Genomic DNA, 22,867 nt, shown 5'->3' on the forward strand with positions numbered 1-22,867 from the left:
CCAGCCCAATCGATTCACCATTTATTATTATATATTAAAGTTCCTTTTAGGTAGACATTAATTAATAATCCGGTGTTTTAGTATAAAAACAATTGAACGGCCTGTTTTGGCAATTCTTTTTTTAGTAAAGGGCCAGGATATTTGAATCACTTGTTGGAGAAATTATATGTTTGGGGAGTGACTATTGATGTTAAAAGAAGTTTGTAAATGCAATTTTACAAGTTCATTTAAACTTGAGGCGGATTTTTCGGCTGACCCTATTTGGTGTAATATATGCGGTTGGAATCTTGATATAGAAGAATTTCCTTTATCCGATAATTTAATGAAAGAACTAATGGAATGGGTATTGGTATATGGTAATTGGATTGATTTAGAAACGGATTCATTAAAGGAAAATGGATTAAAGCTACAGGAAAATTACAATGAAAAAGGATTACAATTATGGAAAAAGGTAAAGAAAGAGTTAGGAGATAAAGGTCAAATTATATTTGTTCCATCCGAACTATATTGAATTTGTTCTTATTGAACGAAAGGGGGGGAGATTTGATCAACAAGGTTAATCTGCTTTTTCTTATTGTACTAAAGGGCCATTTAATTTAATAATACAGGTTATTAAAGTATATAAATAGAATTATATTATGAGGCGAATCCTATCTTCTGAAATTCATCATCTCTATCTTGAAGAAATAAATCCCCATCAATCACCAAAATATCTTTATTCTTATTGAGTATGCTGTTTCATTTATAGATTAGGATTTTACAAATCCAAGTATTGAAGTACTCATCATTTTTTAGTGTATGTAATTTTTCATAAGCCGAAATGAAAGCATCCTGCATAGCATCAGCTAGATCCTCATCATTATTCAACAATCTACTTGCAGTCCGATATAATACATCTTCATATTGCTTTACAAGCGAAACAAACACTTGTCTTTTTGACTAATGTTTTTAATTATACCATTCAGCCCCCCTTTTACTGACTGGTTTGTTTTTCAATATATTAGATATATAAGAGTATCAATTAGTTGCATACATCGAATGAAATGACTTTATCTCAAGTTAGCATTTGTCTATTACTCTATGTCAAGCAGCCATATTAAAAATCACGGGTTCATTTTCTCTTTCGTTAAATTTCTATCAAGTGAAGCTCTGTTATATATGCAATTTCCAAATTTGATTTACAGTCTTATTTTCTACTTTAAAAAGAAAAGAGTATCCCTTATTAAAGAGATGCCCCTTGGATCATGTGAACGGAAGGTTATTATAAACCATTTGTAATTTATGTTAAAATATTAGTGATTGATAATTTTGAAATTTCATTTTTATAATAGGGGGTTTTAAATATTTATAGGCACTTAGTTTTAGTTTCCTTTATAATTATATGTTTATTAACAGGTTGTATCGAAGAACGGACTTCAGCACCTAAAGATTCAACTATAACGGTTAAATCCTCTAACCATGTTGAAAACTCCCAAAGTTATACGATAAAAAATGCTACTCCAATTCATTTTAAGGTAGGAGAACAAGAGTTTCAAATTGTACCAGTTTTTAACCCTATCCTCGAATACATACAAAAAGTAAAAGAGAATTTAGATCCAAACCATAAAGAATTATACATATCGACAGTTGTCGAACCTTTCCGAAAAGAAGCATTTGGCGAAAATGGTGCACATTGGTTAAAAGATAAATATAATTTTGCAGCGCCTATAAATGTCGATCGACTGAATGAATCAATTCAATTATTGGATAAAAACTATGAACATTTTAGTCATTTAATAAAAGAAACGTTAGAAAAGTCCTCTAACCTTCTTCATGGTGGAAAGACAACCATATATTTATTCCCGTTTAATCCAGACCAGTATACTATCATAAGTCAAATGAGTGGAGTTACAGCATTTGCGACCTCTAACCAAATTATAGTTTTACAAATAGCTCCTCAAAAATATAAAGAGGAGATGCTCCAATACACCGTGGCACATGAATATCACCATATTGTTTACTTTGAGGGCAAGAAAGATAAACAAAGAGATTTATTTGATTATATTTTATCTGAAGGTAAGGCTGACTCCTTTGCTACCTTGATCAACCCTGAGATAAACGTTCCATGGACAGATGAATTATCTTCAGATGTGGAACTAACAATTTGGGATTGGGCAAAAGATAAGAGGTATTCTTTTAATAATAACGACTTAGCAGAGATGAATGCCGGAAACGGTGTTATTCCTAAATGGTCCGATTACAAAATTGGTTATCAAATTATGCAAGATTTTTTGCGGAAAAATCCTGATATTCCTATTAAAGAATGGACTTTTATGGACTCTGATGAAATTCTGAAGAGGAGTAGGTTTTCTCCTAATAGTTAATTATTGTTTTAATGAAGGATTATGATTTGATCCAAAATCAATTGACAAAATAACTATTATAACCAAGTTAAAGTTGTAGACACTGAAGAACCTATATAAAGTAGAGAGTAAACTTCCTTTATTAGTAAAAAAGCTAAAATGGTCCAGTAATTAATTTATAATTAGGTGGACCATTTTTTTATTTATTTCATTTGTTACTTCTGCTTTTGGGATATCATCAATGAACTCTCTTTACTTTTAAATGGGTGAACAGACATTTTTTGCTGATCAAAGCGTCCACTACTAGATCTTCATTGTTTAGAACTGTTAGTATTTGAATTTATACTGCATTCTCACTGTAATATTTTTTCTTAAACCAGAGTGCAACATTGACTAATGCAATCATTACTGGTACTTCCACTAAAGGACCAATTACTGCGGCAAAGGCAACTCCTGAATGTATTCCAAACACCCCAACAGCGACAGCGATAGCCAATTCAAAGTTATTACTTCCTGCTGTAAAAGCTAATGTAGTTGTTACTGGATAATTGGTACCTAATTTTTTTCCTAAAAAGAAAGATACAAAGAACATGATAACGAAGTAAACAAGTAAAGGAATAGCAATTCTCACTACATCTAATGGCAATGCAACAATCATATCTCCCTTTAAGGAGAACATCACAATAATAGTAAATAGTAGGGCGATTAAAGTAATTGGACTGATTTTAGGGATAAATACCTTCTCATACCAATATCTCCCCTTTGCTTTCACTAATGTAAATCTTGTAATCATTCCTGCCACAAAAGGAATGCCTAGGTAAATAAATACTGATTTCGCTACCTCTCCAATGGTAATATCGATAATTGCACCTTGTAATCCGAACCACTCTGGAATTACTGTTACAAAGACATAAGCATAGATGGAAAAAAAGATGACTTGGAAAATTGAGTTAAATGCAACTAACCCTGCAGCATAATCTGTATCCCCTTTGGCTAGATCATTCCAAACAATGACCATAGCAATACAGCGTGCCAATCCAATCATAATAAGTCCTATCATGTATTCTGGCTTATCAGGTAAGAAAATGATGGCAAGAAAAAACATCAGAATCGGACCAATAATCCAGTTTTGAACAAGGGATAAAGCCAGAACCTTAATATTTTTAAACACTCGACCAATTTCCTCATAACGTACTTTGGCTAGCGGAGGATACATCATAAGTATTAACCCAATAGCTAACGGAATAGATGTAGTTCCAATTTGAAACTTATTTAATCCATTGATCATTCCGGGAAATATGTAACCAAGTCCAATTCCTATAGCCATTGCAAGAAATATCCATAGTGTTAAATATCTATCAAGAAATGATAATCGTTTTTTTTCAGTATGACTCATGTTTTTTGTCACCTCCATGTTTGATTAACAACCGCAGCGGATGGTTGGATTACTCTTATCAATTTGTTTAATGGTTTCTTCTTGGTCAGGTATTTGCGTCGTTACATAATTAATGAGGCGATAGAACTCACTACTTTTATTCAATGAATAATAGATCCATTGCCCTTTTCGTGATTCTTTTACTAGATCAGAATCCTTTAATTTACGTAAATGTTGACTAATAGATGGTTGGGTCATATCGAAAACTTCCTGAAATTCACATACGCATAATTCGCGTTTCATTAATAAAGCAACCATTGTTAATCTTGTTTTATCACCAAGTAATTTAAGAACTTTTGATGTACGTTCAATATCGGGTAATGTTTCTTGCATTTGAGCACCTCTTATATAGATATATAATTATTTGCTTATATATGATTCAATTAATAAATATATAACTATTTACTTATATAAGCAAGGGGAGTCATTCAATCATTTTTTTTTCTAATTAGTGTATGCACTGATAAAGTTATAAATCACCATACTTTTTATCCTCCTGTTTTCAATAAAGTAGAGTCTAATCTCTTGATGCATAAATTATTATGTTTGAGCAGCATTTTGTTTACCTATATAGGATTAGGGGAAAATTAATAATATTGTTATTTCCATTACATAAGAGGCGAGATTCATTCAATCAAATGTTTTAGGAGGAATAATTATGTACCAAAAATTCATAATAGGAATTGTTGCGTTAATGCTAATCTTTGCGTTAACAGCATGTGGAAAAAGCAATGACTCAACAGATAATAAAAAATTGGACATGGGATCTAAGCCTGCTAGCAGTGTGACTAAGGAGCACATGGAACACTCAAGTTCTGGTGAAGTTCCAAACGGCTTAAAGGTAGCTGAACATCCAACGTATAAAATAGGAGATAAAGTGATACTTAAAACAGATCATATGAATGGAATGAAGGATGCTGAAGCAACTATTTCAGGAGCTTTTGATACCACTGCATATGTAGTTACATATACTCCGACCACTGGTGGACCGAAAGTAGAAAATCATAAATGGGTTATCCAAGAGGAAATCAAAGATGCAGGAAAGAAGACATTGAAACCTGGAACAGAAGTTACCTTAGAAGCAGATCATATGAAGGGAATGAAAGGTGCGAGTGCTGAAATCGTCTCTTCGGAAAAAACGACCGTCTATATGGTCGATTACACACCGACAACTGGTGGTCCTGTGGTAAAGAATCATAAATGGGTAACTGAAGATGAAGTAACTGCTAAATAAGATAGTTAAAAAAGCTAGTGCATTTGCATTAGCTTTTTCTTTCCAACCAATAAAAGTGGCTCCAAATCGTTCTTTGTTTTTTACTTACAAATACATGCTTTGTGTATCATCATTGAAAAATTTGATGAAATTATTATACTCGGTAATATTTATGTTGTTCTGTCTCATTATCTTTTGAATAAAGATGGCATCCGTAAACATTTTATTGATAAGTAATTCACACGATAGTGGAGTGCCTTTAAAGTAATCGACCAATTCATGAATTTCATCAAAGTTAAAGTATAGGATATAGCACACATAATTCTGAAGCAACATGGTGAAACAATGGTCACGATAGGGAGTGGAGCAATTGTTGGCGAGAAAGCCTTCCATGATACTGAATAATGTTGTTTTATTTTCGGAATATATATGTAATAAATAATCAACATTATTGATTAGTCGTATTACATCCTCTAACCCCTCTTCAGGAGGCAGCGACAGCTTGGGCGATTTCCCTTCGATGGACCTTAACAATTCTAGTGTGAGATTCTTACATGCATCTATTTCATGTGGATTAATCATTATTTGATCTCTATACTTGTTGAGGTTCTCCTTGTAGTAATCGTGAAATTTAGAAAAGTAATCTTCCAGGTGGATATTGGTTTTCGTATGGACCAAATCCTTTCCTTCGAATGAAAAAGAGTAGAGAGTTTCTTCGTTAACCGGGTGAGTATAAAGATAGAAAAAGAAGAAAAAGTCTCTTAATTGGTGTTTTTGTTCCTTATTTAATTTAGTAGCATCAGTCAATTGTGCTAACTGAAAAAAACAATAGTTTTTCATAAAATCATTCATTGCATTGAACGGGTTGTTGCTAACAATGGATGTCGTCCTGTTAATAGTAAATAGTAAATAATATAATATTAATTCATCATATATATCTAGTTGCTTGAAAAATGCTGAGAGAACAGGCTTCCAGTTAGGATTCATCATATAATTTGGATCTTTCGGCTCTAATTCATATGCCCACTCAACAAATGACTCGTTCCCACTATCGACAAAAAATAATTCTGCGCTATCGTTTTCAAGCAGGCAGTATTCAAAGCAGTCCAGTTGAACGGACTGTATTTTTCTGCTGAATTTAATATTTAAGTATTCATGATAGAGTAGTTGCAGTTTCATCGGTTAAATCCTCGGTTCATCATAGTGTTTTACTTATATTAACGTAATATCAGGGAGATCACTTTATCCCTTCTTTTAAACTATTCCACGTCTAGCGGAGCATTCCTTCAATTAGAGGGGGGAGAATTAGAATTTATCCTCAAAACAATATGTAAAAACTTAATTTCTTGGGTTTTTTATTTAAAAAAAACAAGAGATCAATGGGATTGCATTAATTTATATTAATAAAAATAAGCATTCTAAGTAGTTAAATAGAAATGTAGATAGAAGGTTAAAAATGGGTGAATCGCTTTGCTCAAATGTGAAACCTTGTTAGACTTGTTCAGTTTTAAAGGGTTAATCTTTATGTTCATCAAAAGTCATGGGTAAGATTTCTTTTAATAATAAAAGACTATATAATAAAAGCAAAACTATGCTCTCCTACTTAAAGCATATTTAAGGTGATTTATTAATGACATCATATAATCGTATACTTATCATGATCCCTCCGTTTCCCTAGCTAGGTCTATAGTGTTTTAAAAAAGTAGACCATGCTTGTAGGAGGGCAAAATAAAATGAAAAAATATGCAACACCATCTTTATTTTTAATGATTGTACTTGTGGCTTTTCCACAAATAAGTGAAACAATTTATACACCATCATTACCGGATATTTCTGTGGCATTCGGAGTTTCAAATAATTCTGTACAGTTAACTTTAAGTATCTATTTTATAGGGTTTGCTTTGGGCGTTTTCTGTTGGGGATGGCTCTCTGACTTTATTGGACGAAGACCTGCGATGTTAGGCGGTTTAGTTTTTTATGGAATTGGGAGTTTAATGTGTTATTACTCTGAATCTATTACTTTGCTTCTTGTTAGTCGATTCATTCAAGCCTTTGGGGCAGCTACGGGCTCTGTCATTACACAAACAATTTTACGTGAAAGTGTAACTGGCAGTAAAAGGCATGAGATGTTTGCGAAAATATCTGCAGTAATTGCCTTTACACCTGCAATTGGACCAATTATTGGCGGTTGGGTTGATCAGGCGTTTGGGTTTAAGGCTGTATTTTTTGTCCTAGTTGCAATGAGTGTTTTGTTGTTTATTTATGCTTATTTTAGGCTATCCGAAACAACGAATGCTTTAACTAGAAAAAGGGTCCCTATTTTTTCAGTTATCAAGCGAATTGTCTCATCACCACGAGTATTAGTCTATGGATTGCTGATCGGTGGAATAAATGGGATATTATTTAGTTATTATGCTGAGGCTCCCTTTATCTTTATTGAACATTTTCACATGTCTCCGGGAATCTATGGTTTTTTAGGAGTTATCGTGGCTTTTGCATCTATTATAGGAGCTATGATTTCAAAAAGACTGTTAACCAAATTCCAACCAGAGAAAATTATTCACCTTGGCTGTTTCATTATGTCTATCGGATCTCTATTATTATTATTATTAATCAACACGTTCACAACTCTACCCAATATAGTATTGACGGGAGGTATTTTGACGACCATTTTTATCATGCTAATGGGTGCGGGTGTGGCTTTACCAAATTGTTTAAGTCTTGCCCTCGTAGACTTTCATGATGTTGTTGGGACTGCTGGAGCTATTTTTAGTCTTGGCTATTATTTGTTGGTTAGTTTAGTAACATCGGGGATGAGTTTTCTTCATAATGGATCATTGTTTATGATGCCATTTTATTTCTTGATATTAAGTGTGATGATGTGGGCACTTTGTAGAAAGTTTATTTTAAAACAATAATAATCTAAGGCGAAGAATTTTACCTTGGCTTATTTCTTCATTTAAAGGACATTTTATGAATGTTGGAGATGGCGTGAAATTAGAACTTCACGCCATTTTTATATAAATAAAGGCTGTTTTCGTATCGTTTGTTGCTTTTGTAAAAGCCCAACTGCCGGCTTTTACTCCCAATAAAGGATCTTAGCGGTCCTTATGGAAATTGGCTCTTTCTCAGTAAAATGATACGTGTAGCAATCCTCAGTCGATATTTAATAGTTATAGCTTTCCTTAAATAGCAACAATGTTTGAGAAAAGAGCCTAAAAAAAGAAAGGCGCATAGACAAAATTATGCTTCGAAAATAAGCACAAAACTATTTAAGGATTTTTTATCGATATTCTCATTCATCACATCATAATAGTTTGATACAAGTGCTTGGATCATAGAGGGAACCTGGTTAAACTCGTTTTGAATGGAAGTGGCATAATCCATCTCCCATAAACCATCCTGTAAAAAGCTAGCATCTATAGTTTCTTTGTCTTGCAATGTAAACCCAGCTTCAGCCATTAAATTTACAATCTGACTCTCACCAAACACATGCTGGATGTTGCCATCATTTTTAACGAATTGTGAATAAAGTGCTAAAATAGTCACGGCACAAAAATGTCCACGCTGTGAGAGATCACTGAAACGTAAATCCCATTCTGCAAAGCAAACTCGTTTGGTGATATGGCGTAGTCGTTTGAAATAATCCGCTAATTTTTGTTCGCTCTCAAAGTACCATGAACTATGTGATAACACAACTACATCGAACTGCTCAGTGATGGGGAAATTCAGAAACTCTGTTTCCAAATGAAAATCAATTCGGGCACCTAGTTCGGATTGCTTTATGCGTTCTATTGCTTGCCCAAGGGTAAATGGCATTCCATAATTAGGTGAAGCGATGTCAATGGCAACAACTTTTCCTTCCGCCCCTACCATATCAGCTAACACTACTGTCGTATCCCCTTGGCCACAGCCGATTTCTAAAACATGCATCCCTTTTCTAATCTTGAATGTCTCCACCAAATTAAAACGATGCTCCAATTGGATTTGTTGGATCTTATCCTCTTTATATAATTGATACTTTTCAACAAACGTTTCAACTCTATTTTTCATCTATATATTCTCCTTTGCTGGTAAATATTAGGATTTAGCTTGAGCATTCAATCACAGTAGATATTTACTCAATCCACTTAAAACATAATTAAAAAAATGGTTGTACATGTGATCAATAGCTTTAAGCTTGCCAGCACTTCATTGTTCATTTCATTTTGAATGTATTTCGAAAAGACACCTATAGAATAATATTATTAAATCACATGAATTTTGAATTGTCATGAAATTTCGCTGGCATTGATACTTCATAAAAGACTACGTTTAGTAAAACAATAGCAATCAATATCGTACTAGCACAGGCTTTAAATACTAAGGCGAATAAGGAGATTATTTTAAAACGGGGGGAAAATAGTTCAACACTTGTAACCATAGGGATAATAAAGGAAAATTGATCAAAGATAGATTGAATGAATGGATTACACCCCTCAAATCTAAAAGTTTGAATTTTTATTGGTCTAATTCATTTTATTAATCAGGGTATTCCCATAAAGTGAGGAATTTTTTAAAAAATAACAACATTTCGACTGAAAACTCTTGAAAATTGTTTGCAAAACCAATAAAATGTAATTGAATATATAGGATACGGAGGTGGGTAATGATGTTAAATCAAGCTGTTTTAGTGTGCGGTTATTGGACTGAATTTTTATATTTTAACCGTGCAAAATTTGCTGTGAAAGCTGTTAACGGGATACGTATGCCCTTTTTTAACAACTTAATAGCAAATCTAAAACGGTGAAAACATCTCAAAACCCACAATATATACGAATGGTTGAAGAGGAGCTTTTCATGCTCTTCTTTTTTTATGCCATTCGTTATAAAAGTCTCTTTTTTAATGCTTTGTTCCTTTAATCTAAATGAGAAAAGCAACAATTCATGCAATAAAGAGATTCGAATAAAAGCTATGGGATCACGGTGTATTTCCCATAGCTTTTTTGTGTTCATTAAACGAAGGAGGAAATTAGACATGATAGCATGCAGTGTAAATCAAGTGAAAAAGATGTATGGAGGCAGCTATATATTTGAAGATATTACCTTTGAAATTCAGGATAAAGACAGGGTCGGTTTAGTTGGACGGAATGGAAGTGGTAAAACTACGCTATTGAAATTATTATCTGGTAAGGAGACGCCTGATTCCGGTCAAATTCATTGGAAAAAGGGAGTGCAAATTGGTTATCTTGCACAAATTCCAGACTTTCAAAGCCAATCAACAACTAAGGATGTATTGAGGACTGCGTTTGTAGATCTTTTGCAAGTAGAGGAAAAGATGAAGAAACTTGAGATGGAAATGAGTAGTGAACCAAATGGTGAGAGATTGGAAAAATTAATAAAGGATTATGGGGATTTACAAGATAACTTTACGTTAAATGGGGGGTATGAAATTGATGCAAATATTGAAAAAATCGTTAATGGTTTGAATATCAATGATTTAATCAATGAACAAATTTCAACTCTAAGCGGTGGTGAAAAAACGAAGGTTTGCCTAGCTTTGACTCTTCTTAAAAATCCAGATTTATTATTGCTTGACGAACCGACCAATCATTTAGATTTGATGGCAGTAGAGTGGCTTGGCAGCTTTTTAAGAGATTATAGTGGAACTGTTGTTATCGTATCCCATGATCGTTATTTTCTTGATGAAGCCGTAAATAAGATTCTAGATTTAGAGGATGGGGAAATCTCTTGCTATCATACAAACTTTTCTGGTTTTGTAAAGGAAAAGGAAGAAAAACTGCTAAGGGAGTTCCGTGCTTATGAAGAACAGCAAAAGAAAATCAAGAAAATGAAGGAAGCCATTAAACGACTACGGGATTGGGCGAACAGAGCTAATCCACCAAATGAAGGACTCCATAAGCGGGCGAGAAATATGGAAAGGGCTCTCGAAAGAATGGAAAAATTGAGTCGACCAGTGTTAAATCACAAGAAAATGAATCTTGAAATGGAGTCTTCTGATCGTAGTGGGAATGATGTGATCATCCTTAAGGAGGTCTCGAAACAGTTTGCAGATCAATTGCTTTTCAAGAACGTCACTATGGATGTGAAATTTCAGGAACGTGTAGCAATTGTCGGAGAAAATGGTACAGGGAAATCGACTTTACTTAAACTAATTCTTCGACAAATTGATGCTGATGAAGGGGAAGTTAGGATCGGAAGTAATGTAAAAATTGGTTATCTGTCTCAACACTTATTTTCCAACAATGACGATGAAACCATTATTGAAGCATTTCGTAATGAAGTAAGAGTAACGGAGGGGGAAGCGAGGCATATCTTAGCGAGGTTTCTATTCTATGGACATATGGTGTTTCGGAAAGTATCCCAGCTTAGTGGGGGAGAAAGAATGAGGCTTCGTTTAGCACAGCTTATGTATCAAGATATTAATTTACTCATCTTAGATGAGCCAACCAACCATTTAGATATTGAATCGAGAGAAGTATTAGAAGATGCGCTTGAAGATTATAATGGAACAATTTTAGCTGTTTCTCATGATCGTTATTTCCTGAATAAGCTATTTAAGAAGATTTATTGGATTGAATCAAGAGAAGTTCATTGCTTTGAAGGGGATTATAATTGGGCTAGAGAAAAGATGATGTTGAGGAAAAGTAAGATACAACAACCAGTAATAGTAGAAAACAAGAAGGAAGCATCTCTTCTTCGGAAACCACCAAAACAAACTAACTTAAAAGATGAAAACTTGGAAATGGAATTAGAAGAGTTGGAAAGGAAAATTTCAGAGTTGGAAGCAAGGTTAGGAGAAACACAGGAATTGGAATATTTACAAACCTTATTTATAGAAAAGGAAAAACTTGAAAAGCAATGGGAAGAACTATATGAACAACTGATGAATAAAGGGGAAAATTAAAAAATGGCATAAAGCTCTATCCATGAATGGATGGAGCTTTATACATGGGTAAAGGAAGGAATCCATTGCCCTGGTTGAAGCATAATCATTCGAAATCTTGTGTGGTGGTGGGACAGTGGACCTGACCCCCTGTCCCTACAGCTGGAAGAATATGTTCCTTGATCAGGTTCCATCTATCACGGGCGTTGATGATGAATTCGGATGCGATGGCTATGACTAGGTCTTTTTCTGGTATACAGCATATGATATTGCCCCCATCGCCTTGTGCTGCGTATGCATACATTCCATTTTCGTCGTGTAGCCACCATAAATATCCGTATTTATGAGGATTCATTGCAGTCGATTCTTTGATCCATTTCTCAGAAATAATCTGTGTGTTGTCCCAAATACCTTGGCTCAAATAGAGGTAACCTACGCGTGCCATATCACGTGGATTTAGTGTAAGTCCCCATCCTCCTGTGGAGTTATTAGTTGGGTCTTTTACCCACCCTTTTACATTCTTTCCGAATAAGTCTTCGAACCCAAATGCTTGCATTTCATAATCAGGGATTTCCTTCATACCGAGGGGACTAAATAAGTGTTCATTAGCAAATTCGCGGGCATTTTTCCCTGTACTACGAGTAATGATGGCTGAAAGCAGGTGTGCCCCTGCAGTGGAATACTTAAACGGCCCAATCCTCCCCTTTTGACCAAGAATATCCAAAGTATACTTTACCCAGTCGGGTTGCATACACATTTTGTCAAGCGGCTCCTGCCAATCATCAAATGAATAAGGAGCAGTCATCGTAAGAAGATGGCGAATAGTAATTTCTCGTTTGGTCGTATCAAAAGGACCTGAATCATACTCGGGGAAGAAATCTAACACTTTTTGATCTACATTCTTAATAAACCCATTGTCTATGGCAATACCAATAAGGGCTGAAATGATGCTCTTTGTTACAGATGCCACATGATGTGCATCATGTTGATCATAGCCATTAAAATATTTTTCATAAGCAATAAATCCTTTTTTTACAATCACAATACCATTTATATTGCCGTACTCGGTTTTTATTATTGATGTAAGCTCAGAAAGCTTTTTTGTGTTTATTTTCAATTCTTCTGGGTCTACTGTTTGCCATTCTGTAGTTGGCCAATAGGTTCTTTGCATAATCGCTCCCCCTTTTTGGTTTAAGGAAATTAACACTATTTTTTCTTCACTGGAAAATACACTTCAGTTATCATCCCTTCAGGAACATCGGTCTGATTGGGATCAGTCATATACACTTCATAAGGTGACTTCACAAGTTCATACTTTTCATCCTCTATCCATTCTCTTAACCTCGCATATACAGCTGTTAATTCCGAATAGGGCCCCTTTAAAACAGATTTCGCACAAAGACCACCAGGCATTTCTCGGGTTCCCATTACAGGCTCTGCTATTGGAATAGCAAACTCTGTATCGTTACCGGCAGGATTATATTCGGGGCTATGGTAAAAGGTTATAGGCATTCCAAGTAATGTGAGGTTTTCTGTAGCAATCCTTTCGTATAGTCTGCTAAAATGTGCTCCATAACCTTGAGCATAGTCATCACTAGTCATCATTTGTCGTATATAAAGGATATTCATTGGCTGTGTTTCAACTAGTTGAACTTCAATATCGTCAACAATTGACATGATTGATCGGCCATTTTCTATATTCAAGACATCTTTATTTATTTGTTTTAGAGTATCCTCCAAAGTGCCTATCTTTACCTGTATTTCCTTTCTCTTATGATTCAGTGCAGAGCAAAGCTTTTCTTCCAATTGATCCTCTTCCAACTCGACGATGGTTTTGATTTCTTCTAGAGAAAATTGATATGATTTCATGCGGTTAATAAAGAGCATCTTTTTTAGTTGATTGATGGAATAAAATCTATAACCATTTTCAGGATTAATCTCGTCAGGTTTAATTAAGCCAATTTCATCATAATATCGAAGTGTTTTTGTAGATACTCCACAGATTTTTGAGAATTCTCCAATTGATAGCAAGAGGTCACCTCCATTTGTGAGTGTATAAAGCTTATTTCAAATAATCTTTGTTCAATTCCTTTATACACATTCCCCTAAGGGTAAAGTCAATGGCAAAAATAATATTGATTTTATAAAACAACTAAGATTGTTCATAGGAGAAATAAGGGGAGCTTGGAACGATTGATTCTAACTTAAATATATAACTAAATAATCGATTAAAGGAATAGGAAAAAGTATGGCTACTTTAATTGCAAGGAAACTACTATCTATTATGAAGTTCATTAGTAGTTGAATATTTGAGGTTTATTCTTGTTTGCTCATAATTAATAACCATTGCAAAGTACCAATTGTAAAATAAAGGAATTCCCTATTAGCATAAAGAGTTGAATACATTTGATTGGTTGTGAATGATTTTGAATTATTTTGATTGATTTTTAATGATTGAAGTTGTAGAATAAACTTACCAATTGTAATGAAAGCGTTTTAGGAGGGTATTGCTTTGTTAGAACCAGAACGCCATCAAATAATTTTAGAGGCATTAAAGATAAAAAATTCGGTGACACTTCAAGAACTAGTAAAATTAACAAACTCATCAGAATCAACTATTCGACGCGATCTAATTCAGCTAGAACAAGAAAAATTTCTTAAAAGAGTTCATGGAGGGGCACAAAGACTGCAAGGTAAGCTTCAAGAACCTAGCATGATTGAGAAATCTTCCAAAAACCTTCAGGAAAAACGTCAAATTTCTAAATATGCTGGAGGATTAGTCGAAGAAGGTGATTGTATTTATTTAGATGCCGGTTCGACCGTTTTTGAAATGATCCCGTATTTACCTACTAATATTGTAGTTGTGACGAATGGACTCATGCATGCGAATGAGCTTCTTGAAAAAAATATTAAAACATATTTAATAGGTGGATATGCAAAACCTACAACAAAAGCTTTTATAGGTAGAGGTGCTTTAGAAAGTCTCGGGCATTATCGTTTTGATAAATGTTTTATGGGCGTAAATGGAATTCACCATCAATTTGGATATACAACACCTGATCCAGAGGAAGCAATGGTCAAACAACTAGCTATTTCATTAACTAGAGAAGCATATGTCCTTGCTGATGAAACGAAATTTTCGGAAATTTCATTTGCAAAAATAGCAGATCTAAACGAGGCTTCTATAATTACAAATAAATTAGATCCAGATACAAAAGAGCAATTTATTAGTAAGACAAACATAAAGGTAGTGATATCGTGATCTATACATTAACTTTAAATCCATCTCTTGATTATATCTTAGAACTAGATCAGATAACCTTAGGTGATTTAAATCGTACAAAAAATGATTCGAAATTTCCTGGTGGAAAAGGCATTAATGTATCGCAAGTATTAAAGAAATTAGATGTTAATAGTAAAGCTCTTGGATTCATAGGTGGTTTTACCGGAGACTATATTGAAGAATTCTTAAGAACTTTAAAGATTGATACAGAGTTTGTAAGAGTTAAAGAGGATACAAGAATAAATGTAAAACTAAAGTCTATGACAGAAACAGAAATCAATGCAAAGGGCCCGAAAATCACTAGACAAAACTATGAAACTTTGAAAGAAAAGATTCGTGGACTTACAAGTGAAGATATCCTCGTATTAGCAGGTAGTATTCCATCGTCCATGCCAGCAAATACGTATGAAGAGCTTGTAGAAGTATGCAAGGAAAATAGGACTAAGTTTGTTGTGGATGCTGAGGGAGATTTATTACTGAATGTTCTTCCATTCCAACCATATCTTATAAAACCCAATCATCATGAGCTTGGAGAATTATTCAATACAGTCGTAACTACTGCTGAAGAGGTTATTCCCTATGGAAGAAAGCTTATAAAAAAAGGTGCTCGAAATGTTATCGTATCTCTTGCTGAAAATGGAGCAGTTCTTATTAATCAGGAATATGCATTAGTTGCAACTGCCCCAAAGGGAGAAGTGAAAAGCTCAGTTGGTGCAGGGGATTCAATGGTAGCTGGATTTATTGCAATGTTTGAAAAAACAAAAAGTGTTGAAGAAGCATTTCGTTTTAGTATTGCAGCTGGTAGTGCTACCGCGTTTTCATTTGGTTTATGCACGCGTGAACAGGTAGAAAATTTGCTACCTGAAATAAATATAGAGAGAATTTCATTCAAGGGGGATGGAATATGAAAATTATCGAGTTATTAACAAAAGATACAATTAATCTATCAATCAATAGCACGGAAAAAATGGATGCAATTGAAGAGTTAGTAAGTGTGCTGGACTCCGCTAACAAATTAAACGATAGGGCGGAATTTAAAAAGGCGATCTTAAAGAGAGAAGAACAAAGCACAACAGGGATTGGCGAGGGAATCGCCATTCCCCATGCAAAAACAAAAGCGGTAAAGCAAGCAGCTATTGCATTTGGAAGGTCAAGTAATGGAGTGGACTATGATTCCCTTGATGGTCAACCTTCACATCTTTTCTTTATGATTGCAGCACCAGAAGGGGCAAATAATACCCATTTAGAAGCACTTTCTAGGCTCTCTACTATATTGTTAAAACAAGAAGTACGCCAATTATTGCTAGAGGCAAATTCTGAAGATGATATATTAAATATTATTAATCGCTATGATCAAGAGGAAAAAGAAGAAAATCAATCCATGACGGATAAGAAACAATTTATTGTTGCAGTAACAGCTTGCCCTACGGGTATTGCTCACACGTATATGTCAGCAGATTCTTTAAAAGCAAAAGCTGAAGAAATGGGTGTCGCTATTAAGGTTGAGACAAACGGATCTGGTGGAGCAAAGAATGTTCTAACTGCTGATGAAATTGAAAACGCTATCGCCGTCATAGTAGCAGCAGATACGAATGTGGAGATGAATCGCTTTAATGGAAAACATGTAGTTGAAGCCGCAGTGGCAGACGGGATTCGTAAACCACAGCAATTAATTGAAAGAGCATTAAAGCAAGATGCACCGATTTATCATGGAAGCGGAAAGTCTAGTAATCAAAGTGAACAAAAAGGTAGAGGGGTCGGAGCAACAATCTATAAACATCTGATGAGTGGTGTTTCAAATATGCTTCCGTTTGTGATCGGCGGTGGTATTTTAATTGCTCTAGGTTTCTTATTCGGTGTAAATGCGCATAACCCAAAAGATCCTACTTATAATGTGCTTGCCGAAGCATTAAATATCATTGGCGGTGGAAATGCATTTGCCTTAATGATTCCTGTATTAGCAGGGTTTATTGCATTAAGTATTGCTGATCGACCAGGATTTGCAGCTGGTATGGTTGGTGGTATGATGGCAGCAAACAGTGGGGCTGGATTCTTAGGCGGTATGGTTGCCGGATTCTTAGCTGGATATGTCGTTGTTGGATTGAAAAAGGTATTGGCTGGACTTCCTAGTTCTTTAGAAGGAATCAAAACTATTTTGTTATTTCCGTTATTAGGTATTGCTATTACAGGTTTTATCATGCATTTTGTCGTTAATAATCCATTAAGTGCATTAAATACAGCAATTTCTAACTGGCTTACAGGTCTGGGTACAGGAAATGCAGTATTGTTAGGAATAGTATTAGGATTAATGATGGCTATTGATATGGGGGGCCCTGTAAATAAAGCCGCTTACTTATTCGGTACTGGATTAATTGCAAGCGGAGTCTATGAGCCAATGGCAGCAATTATGGCAGCAGGGATGGTTCCTCCATTAGGTATTGCTATTGCGACTACTTTATTTAAGCATAAATTTAGCAAGCAGGACAGAGATGCAGGTAAAGTAAACTATATTATGGGACTATCTTTTATAACCGAAGGTGCCATACCATTTGCAGCTGCTGATCCAATTCGAGTGATCCCTTCTTTAATGGTAGGTTCAGCTGTTGCGGGAGGCTTGTCAATGATGTTTCATATTGGACTTCGCGCACCACACGGTGGAGTTTTCGTATTTCCACTAGTTGAGGGTAGCTGGCTTCTATATTTGCTTGCGGTTGTCATCGGGGCAATTGTTTCGGCCGTATTAATAGGAGTCTTAAAAAAGCCTTTAACAGAATCACGCCAATAAAAAGCTAAAAGCATAAATTAAGTAAAGAAAATGAAGAGAGATACTTCTTTCAATATAGTGAGGAGTATACTCTCTTTTTTATGCGCTAAAAATCTTAATTTTATACAAATAGTTTAACAGTAGAAGCTAAATAAACAGACAACGGAAAAAAGTATGAAAACAAGCTGAGCTACTTCTGAAAAGGGTTGGGGTATTATATTTCCTCATCGATATATTGAAAGAATAAACTTTTTTTCTTAGTTTTCCATGTGGCTTTACAATGTTAAGATATATAAAATCGTATTATATTATTATCATTGATAGATGGTCTATGCACTTATAGTATGTTTATTTTGTCTTATCAATATTTAGTTCCTAAGAATGTGTTACAACGATAGAACCAAACATAAATATCTAATACTCGTAAATTATATTTTTTCGAAGAAAAGGTGATAATGATGATCGAAACAGAAAGATTATTACTTCGAAGATTTACAGAAGATGATGCTGAGTTTATTTTCAATCTCCTTAATGAGCCTGATTGGATCAAATATATCGGTGACAAAGGGATTAAAACCATTGAGGATGCAAAAAAGTATATCGAGCATAGCCTTATAAAAATGTATAATGATTTGGGATTTGGTTTGTATATAGTGATTTTAAAAGAATATGGAATACCTATTGGGATGTGTGGCTTAGTTAAGAGAAATGGATTAGAGGATGTTGATTTGGGTTTCGCTTTTTTGAAAGACTTTACAAGTAAAGGGTATGGATATGAATCAGCTCGGGCAGTCATGATCTATGCAAAAGCCGAATTAAATATACGTAGGCTCGCAGCCATTACAACTACCGATAATCATGCATCAGAAAATCTTTTATTAAAATTAGGATTTCAATTTGATTCATTAACAAAATTATCTCAAGATGCTGATCCATTAAAACTATTTATAAAAGAGCTATAAATTAAAAAGGCTTTTTAGGATTCGTTTTACTTTTAGGCTGTTTTCGTATCGTTTGTCACTTGTGTAAAAGATTTCTTAAAAAATAATTCTCCCTTCTAAATCGAAATTTGTTCAGCAAGGAGGTAAAGCCGAGAAATATATTAGATAGATTCGGTTTTGCTCACTACTATTCTCTAAGTAGAAATATTCGATCAGGAATAATGAAAGTACTATATTAAAAATAATAGCTAAAGATAAAAGCTGGAGTGATCCACACTCCAGCTTTAGTCTCATTTAAAATATTCTGGGTACGCCATTTTAGCAACTAATTCAACCGCTTCAGCAATTCTTGGGCCTGGGCGCGACATGATATCCGAGTCCAATTGATATACTCTATCCTTTTTAATCGCCTCTATTGTTTCCCATCCTTTACGAGCTTTGATTTCTGCTACAGGGCCTTCGATATAATCGACAGTTGTTGCAATGATTTCAGGATTCAGCTTGATGACTGTCTCTTCTGAAACCTTGATCCAACCTTCTTGATTCCCAAAGATATTCTCTACACCAGCTGTTTGGAGGATTTCTTGTTGGAATGTGTTTTTGCCTGTTGAATAAATATCAGGAGATGGGCTTATTTCAAAATATACGCGTTTTGGTTTTTCGATATTTTTTAATTTATTTTCGATATCATTTATATGAGTGCGAATATTGGTAATAAGTTCTTCCCCTTTTTCTTTCACACCCATTACTTCTGAAATTTGTTGGATATCACCATAAACATCCTCAAAGGAAGAAGCAGATTGTATGACAAATACAGGAATGCCTGCATCTTCAATTGGTTTTAAGGCATTTTCATCTCCGATTGTATAAGCAATGACAATGTCTGGTTTTAGTGCAATAATTTTTTCTGTATTAATGGTAACAGAGTCCGATACACGTTCAATTTTACTTGCTTGCTCTGGATAATTATCATATTCCGTTGCGCCAATTACTTTATCTCCAGCTCCAAGGGCAAAAAGAATTTCAGTATTACTAGGCTGCAATGAAATGACCGTTTCAGGAGCTTTTTTGAAGGAAACTTCTTTGCCAGTATCATCCTTCACGGTATACGCTTTTACTTGTTCAGGTGTATCCTCTTTTTTAGGTTCATTGCTGCTCTGACCCGATTGGCAGCCTGCTAAGAAAATGATTAACATTATAGCTGTTAGCCAATGAAACAAATGATATTTCTTCAAGTTATTTCCCTACTTTCTTTTTTATCGGTCTTATTGGATAAGATTTACTGACAAATTGGATTTCTTCAACACCTTTATCCTTGTTTACATAGACCGCCATGTAAAATAGGACATTAGCTAGTAGATTCGTATAATTGAATAAGATATCCGGAACCTCTCTTTCAAGACTTACCTTATGTAAAGCACGAACGGACTTTTTTGCCTCACTTCTACATACATGTAGAGCACATGCAGCAGCCGTCCCTTGTGGAAGTACAAATCGATCAATGCGACCATCTGTTTCCGTAACATAAAAATCATACATGCTGCTTAGATGATTTAAATCTTCCTCGCTAATGGCAAGCTTTCCGCGTACAGATCCATTTAGATGATAGGCCATTGGAAGCAAGTACATTAAATCTTCATAAACAATAGGAATATCCTTTGTTAAGGAAGCAGCTTGTCCAATACGCGTTGTTAATGAATCTGTTCTAATTTCGAAATCAACGGTTGAAGCGGATTCGCGCATAAAGGGATAGCATAAATAACGTAAGTCTTTTTTTACCATGTCTTTTTCTCCTAATCTTAAATATTTTAAATGCTTACCTCATAACACTTCAGAAAAAATTCGTCTGGTTTCGATCTATATAGTTTCATAACGAGGAGATCAATATACTATGTAAAATAGAACACAAAAAAAACCGCCCAGATAGAATTTGGCCGGCGGGAAAATGATCCTTTATTAAACGATATGAAGAACCAATCGAGCTGCCATAAAATCTCTTATCTTCCGAAGAGCATGTTACGTTCAAGAATAGGCAGGTCTCCTGGCTTGTGCGTCATTTTACTTTAAGAACCTTCCCGTTTTCGATGTTGCAAACAGTGGTTTGCTTCTTATTTCATCGGCACTTACAGTTGCGGAAACAGCTTCGGTATCACACCGAATTCCCTATTAATGCTAATATCTTAGCAACCTATTCCCTGCAGGTATTCACTTACTACAAGTGTACAATGAAGAGAGTGAATAATGAAGCATTTTTTTATACTCTGAATAGGTTGACATTTTCCTTTCGTAAATATATAATCTTCTACAATCAAAATATGGAAATCAATGATCGGAAGGAAATGATAAGTCCTTGATTATAGAGAGCGTTTGGTTGGTGGAAAAACGCATCAAGGTTATCATGGTGACATCCGTAAGTGCTGAAAGAAATGCTTAAAGGCAAAGTAGAATCAGACGGTACCACTCGTTATGTGGCATGAGAGGCTGGTAAAAAGGCAATCTGGGTGGTACCACGGAATACATTCGTCCCTATGTTTATATAGGGGCGAATTTTTTTTTGATTATTTATTAATGAAAAGGAGGAAGTCAAAATGATTCGAATAGTAACGACGGAAACGCCTTATAAGGTTGGGGAAACGGTAAAATTATCGGGTTGGGTTCATAAACAACGTTATTTATCAAAAGTTACCTTCCTGCTACTTCGTGATAGAGGTGGAATTATTCAATGTATTTTGGAGAAAGAATGGTTAAATTTCCGAGTAGAAAACGAATCGATTGTTGAGATAATCGGGGACGTTGTTGAATCAAAGAAACAAAAATTAGGCGTAGAAATACATGTGAGAAACATTAGAGTGATCAATAAATGTCAAAAGGCGATCCCTTTTGAAATCAATCAATCGGAATTGAAAGCAGGAATGGATCATCTTCTTAACCACCGTACCATATCTTTAAGACATGAAAAAAATCAAGCCATTTTTAAAATTCAAAGTGTATTATCACAGTCATTTGGCGATTTTTTTACATCACATGGATTTACACGTATTTTTACACCAAAAATTGTCTCTCAGGGTGCAGAAGGAGGGGCAAATGTATTTAGCCTAAATTATTTTGGGAAAAACGCCCATTTAGCACAATCACCTCAATTTTATAAACAAATGATGGTAGCAAGTGGTTTCGAACGTGTTTTTGAAATCGGGCAGGTATTTCGAGCGGAGGCACATCATTCATCAAGACATTTAAATGAATATGTTTCTCTTGATGTTGAAATAGGATTTATTGACGATGTAAAAGAAATTATGGAATGGGAAACAGATGTACTTAAATATATGATCTCACGTGTAAATGACCAATGTAAACGGGAGTTAGAAATTCTTGATGTTAAACTTCCGTTTATAACTGAGATTCCGTGCTTAACTCTTTATGAAGCACAGGAAATATTAAGTAGTCAATATCAAAAAGCATCTCCTGAAGGGGACTTAGATTCTGAAGGCGAACGGTTAATAGGTGAATACGTAAGAGAAAAATATAATAGTGAATTTGTCTTTATTACCAATTATCCATGTGAAACACGTCCAATGTACACGATGCCGAGTAATGATTCAGCATTAACAGAATCCTTTGATTTATTGTACAAAGGCTTAGAAATTACTTCCGGTGGGCTTCGTATCCATGATTATGAAATGCTGTTACAGTCATTCTCAAGTAAAGGATTAAATCCAAATGATTTTGCCTCATATATTGAAATGTTTCAATATGGTGTACCTCCACATGGTGGGTTCGCCATTGGACTAGAGAGATTGACAGCAAATATGACAGGAGTAGGAAATATTAGGGGGGCGACAGCATTTCCTAGGGATCTTGAGAGACTTATACCTTAGAGCAAAATCAATGGTCTTAATAACAGTGTAAGGGAGGGAATAATATATAAGGACGAGGATTTTCCCAAGGTTGGTTGCCAAAAATGGCAGCCTTTTTTATTTGAATAGTGGGGGTAAACTTGAAAGTT

Annotated in this window: 20 protein-coding genes, 1 riboswitch and 1 other annotated feature; of the genes, 11 read left to right on the forward strand and 9 right to left on the reverse strand. The window is 34.8% G+C overall.

Going from position 1 to position 22,867, the window contains the following annotated elements:
* Positions 1 to 187 precede the first annotated feature (187 nt).
* A complete protein-coding gene (locus tag I5818_RS01090) occupies positions 188 to 511 on the forward strand; it encodes a hypothetical protein (RefSeq protein WP_071977401.1) in 324 nt (107 codons plus the stop codon).
* Positions 512 to 738: 227 nt separating this feature from the next.
* On the opposite strand, the gene I5818_RS01095 is transcribed toward I5818_RS01090, so the two are convergent.
* On the reverse strand, positions 739 to 927 hold the full coding sequence (locus I5818_RS01095; protein WP_071977400.1) for a sigma factor: 189 nt from the start codon (positions 925 to 927) through the stop codon (positions 739 to 741).
* Positions 928 to 1,742: 815 nt separating this feature from the next.
* Between I5818_RS01095 and I5818_RS01100 the strand changes: the two genes are divergently transcribed.
* Positions 1,743 to 2,363, forward strand: coding sequence for a DUF2268 domain-containing putative Zn-dependent protease (locus I5818_RS01100; protein ID WP_071977399.1), 621 nt, complete (start codon positions 1,743 to 1,745; stop codon positions 2,361 to 2,363).
* 319 nt (positions 2,364 to 2,682) lie between these two features.
* On the opposite strand, the gene arsB is transcribed toward I5818_RS01100, so the two are convergent.
* Both arsB and I5818_RS01110 read right to left on the reverse strand, forming a co-directional pair.
* A complete protein-coding gene (arsB, locus tag I5818_RS01105) occupies positions 2,683 to 3,738 on the reverse strand; it encodes an ACR3 family arsenite efflux transporter (protein WP_078110036.1) in 1,056 nt (351 codons plus the stop codon).
* A 24-nt stretch (positions 3,739 to 3,762) separates the two neighbouring features.
* Positions 3,763 to 4,110 (reverse strand): ArsR/SmtB family transcription factor, encoded by a 348-nt coding sequence (locus tag I5818_RS01110; RefSeq protein ID WP_209391840.1) that lies wholly within the window; start codon positions 4,108 to 4,110, stop codon positions 3,763 to 3,765.
* A gap of 322 nt (positions 4,111 to 4,432) precedes the next feature.
* On the opposite strand from I5818_RS01110, the gene I5818_RS01115 reads away from it, so the two are divergent.
* Positions 4,433 to 5,011 (forward strand): DUF1541 domain-containing protein, encoded by a 579-nt coding sequence (locus I5818_RS01115; RefSeq protein WP_390883596.1) that lies wholly within the window; start codon positions 4,433 to 4,435, stop codon positions 5,009 to 5,011.
* A gap of 84 nt (positions 5,012 to 5,095) precedes the next feature.
* Here the strand turns inward: I5818_RS01115 and I5818_RS01120 are convergent, their stop codons facing one another.
* The gene (locus tag I5818_RS01120; protein ID WP_078110494.1) at positions 5,096 to 6,169 is read right to left on the reverse strand and encodes a hypothetical protein; all 1,074 of its coding nucleotides are present in this window, start codon (positions 6,167 to 6,169) and stop codon (positions 5,096 to 5,098) included.
* A 554-nt stretch (positions 6,170 to 6,723) separates the two neighbouring features.
* Between I5818_RS01120 and I5818_RS01125 the strand changes: the two genes are divergently transcribed.
* Positions 6,724 to 7,908, forward strand: a complete 1,185-nt coding sequence (locus I5818_RS01125; RefSeq protein ID WP_058004295.1) for a multidrug effflux MFS transporter — start codon at positions 6,724 to 6,726, stop codon at positions 7,906 to 7,908.
* Positions 7,909 to 8,233: 325 nt separating this feature from the next.
* Here the strand turns inward: I5818_RS01125 and I5818_RS01130 are convergent, their stop codons facing one another.
* Positions 8,234 to 9,043, reverse strand: a complete 810-nt coding sequence (locus tag I5818_RS01130) for an SAM-dependent methyltransferase (protein ID WP_058004294.1) — start codon at positions 9,041 to 9,043, stop codon at positions 8,234 to 8,236.
* 598 nt (positions 9,044 to 9,641) lie between these two features.
* Between I5818_RS01130 and I5818_RS26340 the strand changes: the two genes are divergently transcribed.
* Complete coding sequence (locus tag I5818_RS26340) at positions 9,642 to 9,779, forward strand: RAxF-45 family protein (RefSeq protein WP_251345992.1); 138 nt, start codon at positions 9,642 to 9,644, stop codon at positions 9,777 to 9,779.
* Between the two features lie 228 nt (positions 9,780 to 10,007).
* Positions 10,008 to 11,897, forward strand: coding sequence for a ribosomal protection-like ABC-F family protein (gene abc-f / locus I5818_RS01135; protein WP_078110493.1), 1,890 nt, complete (start codon positions 10,008 to 10,010; stop codon positions 11,895 to 11,897).
* Between the two features lie 85 nt (positions 11,898 to 11,982).
* On the opposite strand, the gene I5818_RS01140 is transcribed toward abc-f, so the two are convergent.
* Together I5818_RS01140 and I5818_RS01145 are read right to left on the reverse strand one after the other, a co-directional pair.
* Positions 11,983 to 13,047 (reverse strand): serine hydrolase domain-containing protein, encoded by a 1,065-nt coding sequence (locus I5818_RS01140; protein ID WP_078110492.1) that lies wholly within the window; start codon positions 13,045 to 13,047, stop codon positions 11,983 to 11,985.
* Positions 13,048 to 13,082: 35 nt separating this feature from the next.
* Positions 13,083 to 13,907, reverse strand: a complete 825-nt coding sequence (locus I5818_RS01145) for a MerR family transcriptional regulator (RefSeq protein WP_209391841.1) — start codon at positions 13,905 to 13,907, stop codon at positions 13,083 to 13,085.
* A 481-nt stretch (positions 13,908 to 14,388) separates the two neighbouring features.
* Between I5818_RS01145 and I5818_RS01150 the strand changes: the two genes are divergently transcribed.
* The 4 genes from I5818_RS01150 to I5818_RS01165 all read left to right on the forward strand — a co-directional run bounded on the left by I5818_RS01150 (position 14,389) and on the right by I5818_RS01165 (position 18,885).
* Positions 14,389 to 15,138 carry a DeoR/GlpR family DNA-binding transcription regulator gene (locus I5818_RS01150; RefSeq protein ID WP_058004290.1) on the forward strand — a complete coding sequence of 250 codons (750 nt, stop codon included), beginning with the start codon at positions 14,389 to 14,391 and terminating at the stop codon, positions 15,136 to 15,138.
* Entirely contained in the window at positions 15,135 to 16,067 is a 933-nt protein-coding gene (pfkB, locus tag I5818_RS01155; RefSeq protein WP_058004289.1) for a 1-phosphofructokinase, read from the forward strand. Before I5818_RS01150 ends, pfkB begins: the two co-directional genes overlap by 4 nt.
* Positions 16,064 to 17,944 (forward strand): PTS fructose transporter subunit IIABC, encoded by a 1,881-nt coding sequence (locus tag I5818_RS01160; protein WP_078111111.1) that lies wholly within the window; start codon positions 16,064 to 16,066, stop codon positions 17,942 to 17,944. The genes pfkB and I5818_RS01160 overlap by 4 nt, the downstream gene beginning before the upstream one ends.
* Positions 17,945 to 18,375: 431 nt before the next feature.
* A complete protein-coding gene (locus I5818_RS01165; RefSeq protein WP_180212868.1) occupies positions 18,376 to 18,885 on the forward strand; it encodes a GNAT family N-acetyltransferase in 510 nt (169 codons plus the stop codon).
* Between the two features lie 269 nt (positions 18,886 to 19,154).
* Here I5818_RS01165 and I5818_RS01170 read toward each other — a convergent pair whose 3' ends face one another.
* Both I5818_RS01170 and I5818_RS01175 read right to left on the reverse strand, forming a co-directional pair.
* Positions 19,155 to 20,099 (reverse strand): ABC transporter substrate-binding protein, encoded by a 945-nt coding sequence (locus I5818_RS01170; RefSeq protein ID WP_139358032.1) that lies wholly within the window; start codon positions 20,097 to 20,099, stop codon positions 19,155 to 19,157.
* A 1-nt stretch (position 20,100) separates the two neighbouring features.
* On the reverse strand, positions 20,101 to 20,646 hold the full coding sequence (locus I5818_RS01175; RefSeq protein WP_058004287.1) for a hypothetical protein: 546 nt from the start codon (positions 20,644 to 20,646) through the stop codon (positions 20,101 to 20,103).
* Positions 20,647 to 20,878: 232 nt separating this feature from the next.
* Positions 20,879 to 21,071: riboswitch (cobalamin riboswitch) on the reverse strand.
* A gap of 109 nt (positions 21,072 to 21,180) precedes the next feature.
* Positions 21,181 to 21,395 (forward strand) — a binding site (T-box leader).
* Between the two features lie 57 nt (positions 21,396 to 21,452).
* Between I5818_RS01175 and aspS the strand changes: the two genes are divergently transcribed.
* A complete protein-coding gene (gene aspS, locus I5818_RS01180) occupies positions 21,453 to 22,739 on the forward strand; it encodes an aspartate--tRNA(Asn) ligase (RefSeq protein WP_078109207.1) in 1,287 nt (428 codons plus the stop codon).
* Positions 22,740 to 22,867 lie beyond the last annotated feature (128 nt).

It is taken from the genome of Heyndrickxia oleronia, from assembly GCF_017809215.1.
Taxonomy (GTDB): Bacteria; Bacillota; Bacilli; order Bacillales; family Bacillaceae_C; genus Heyndrickxia; species Heyndrickxia oleronia.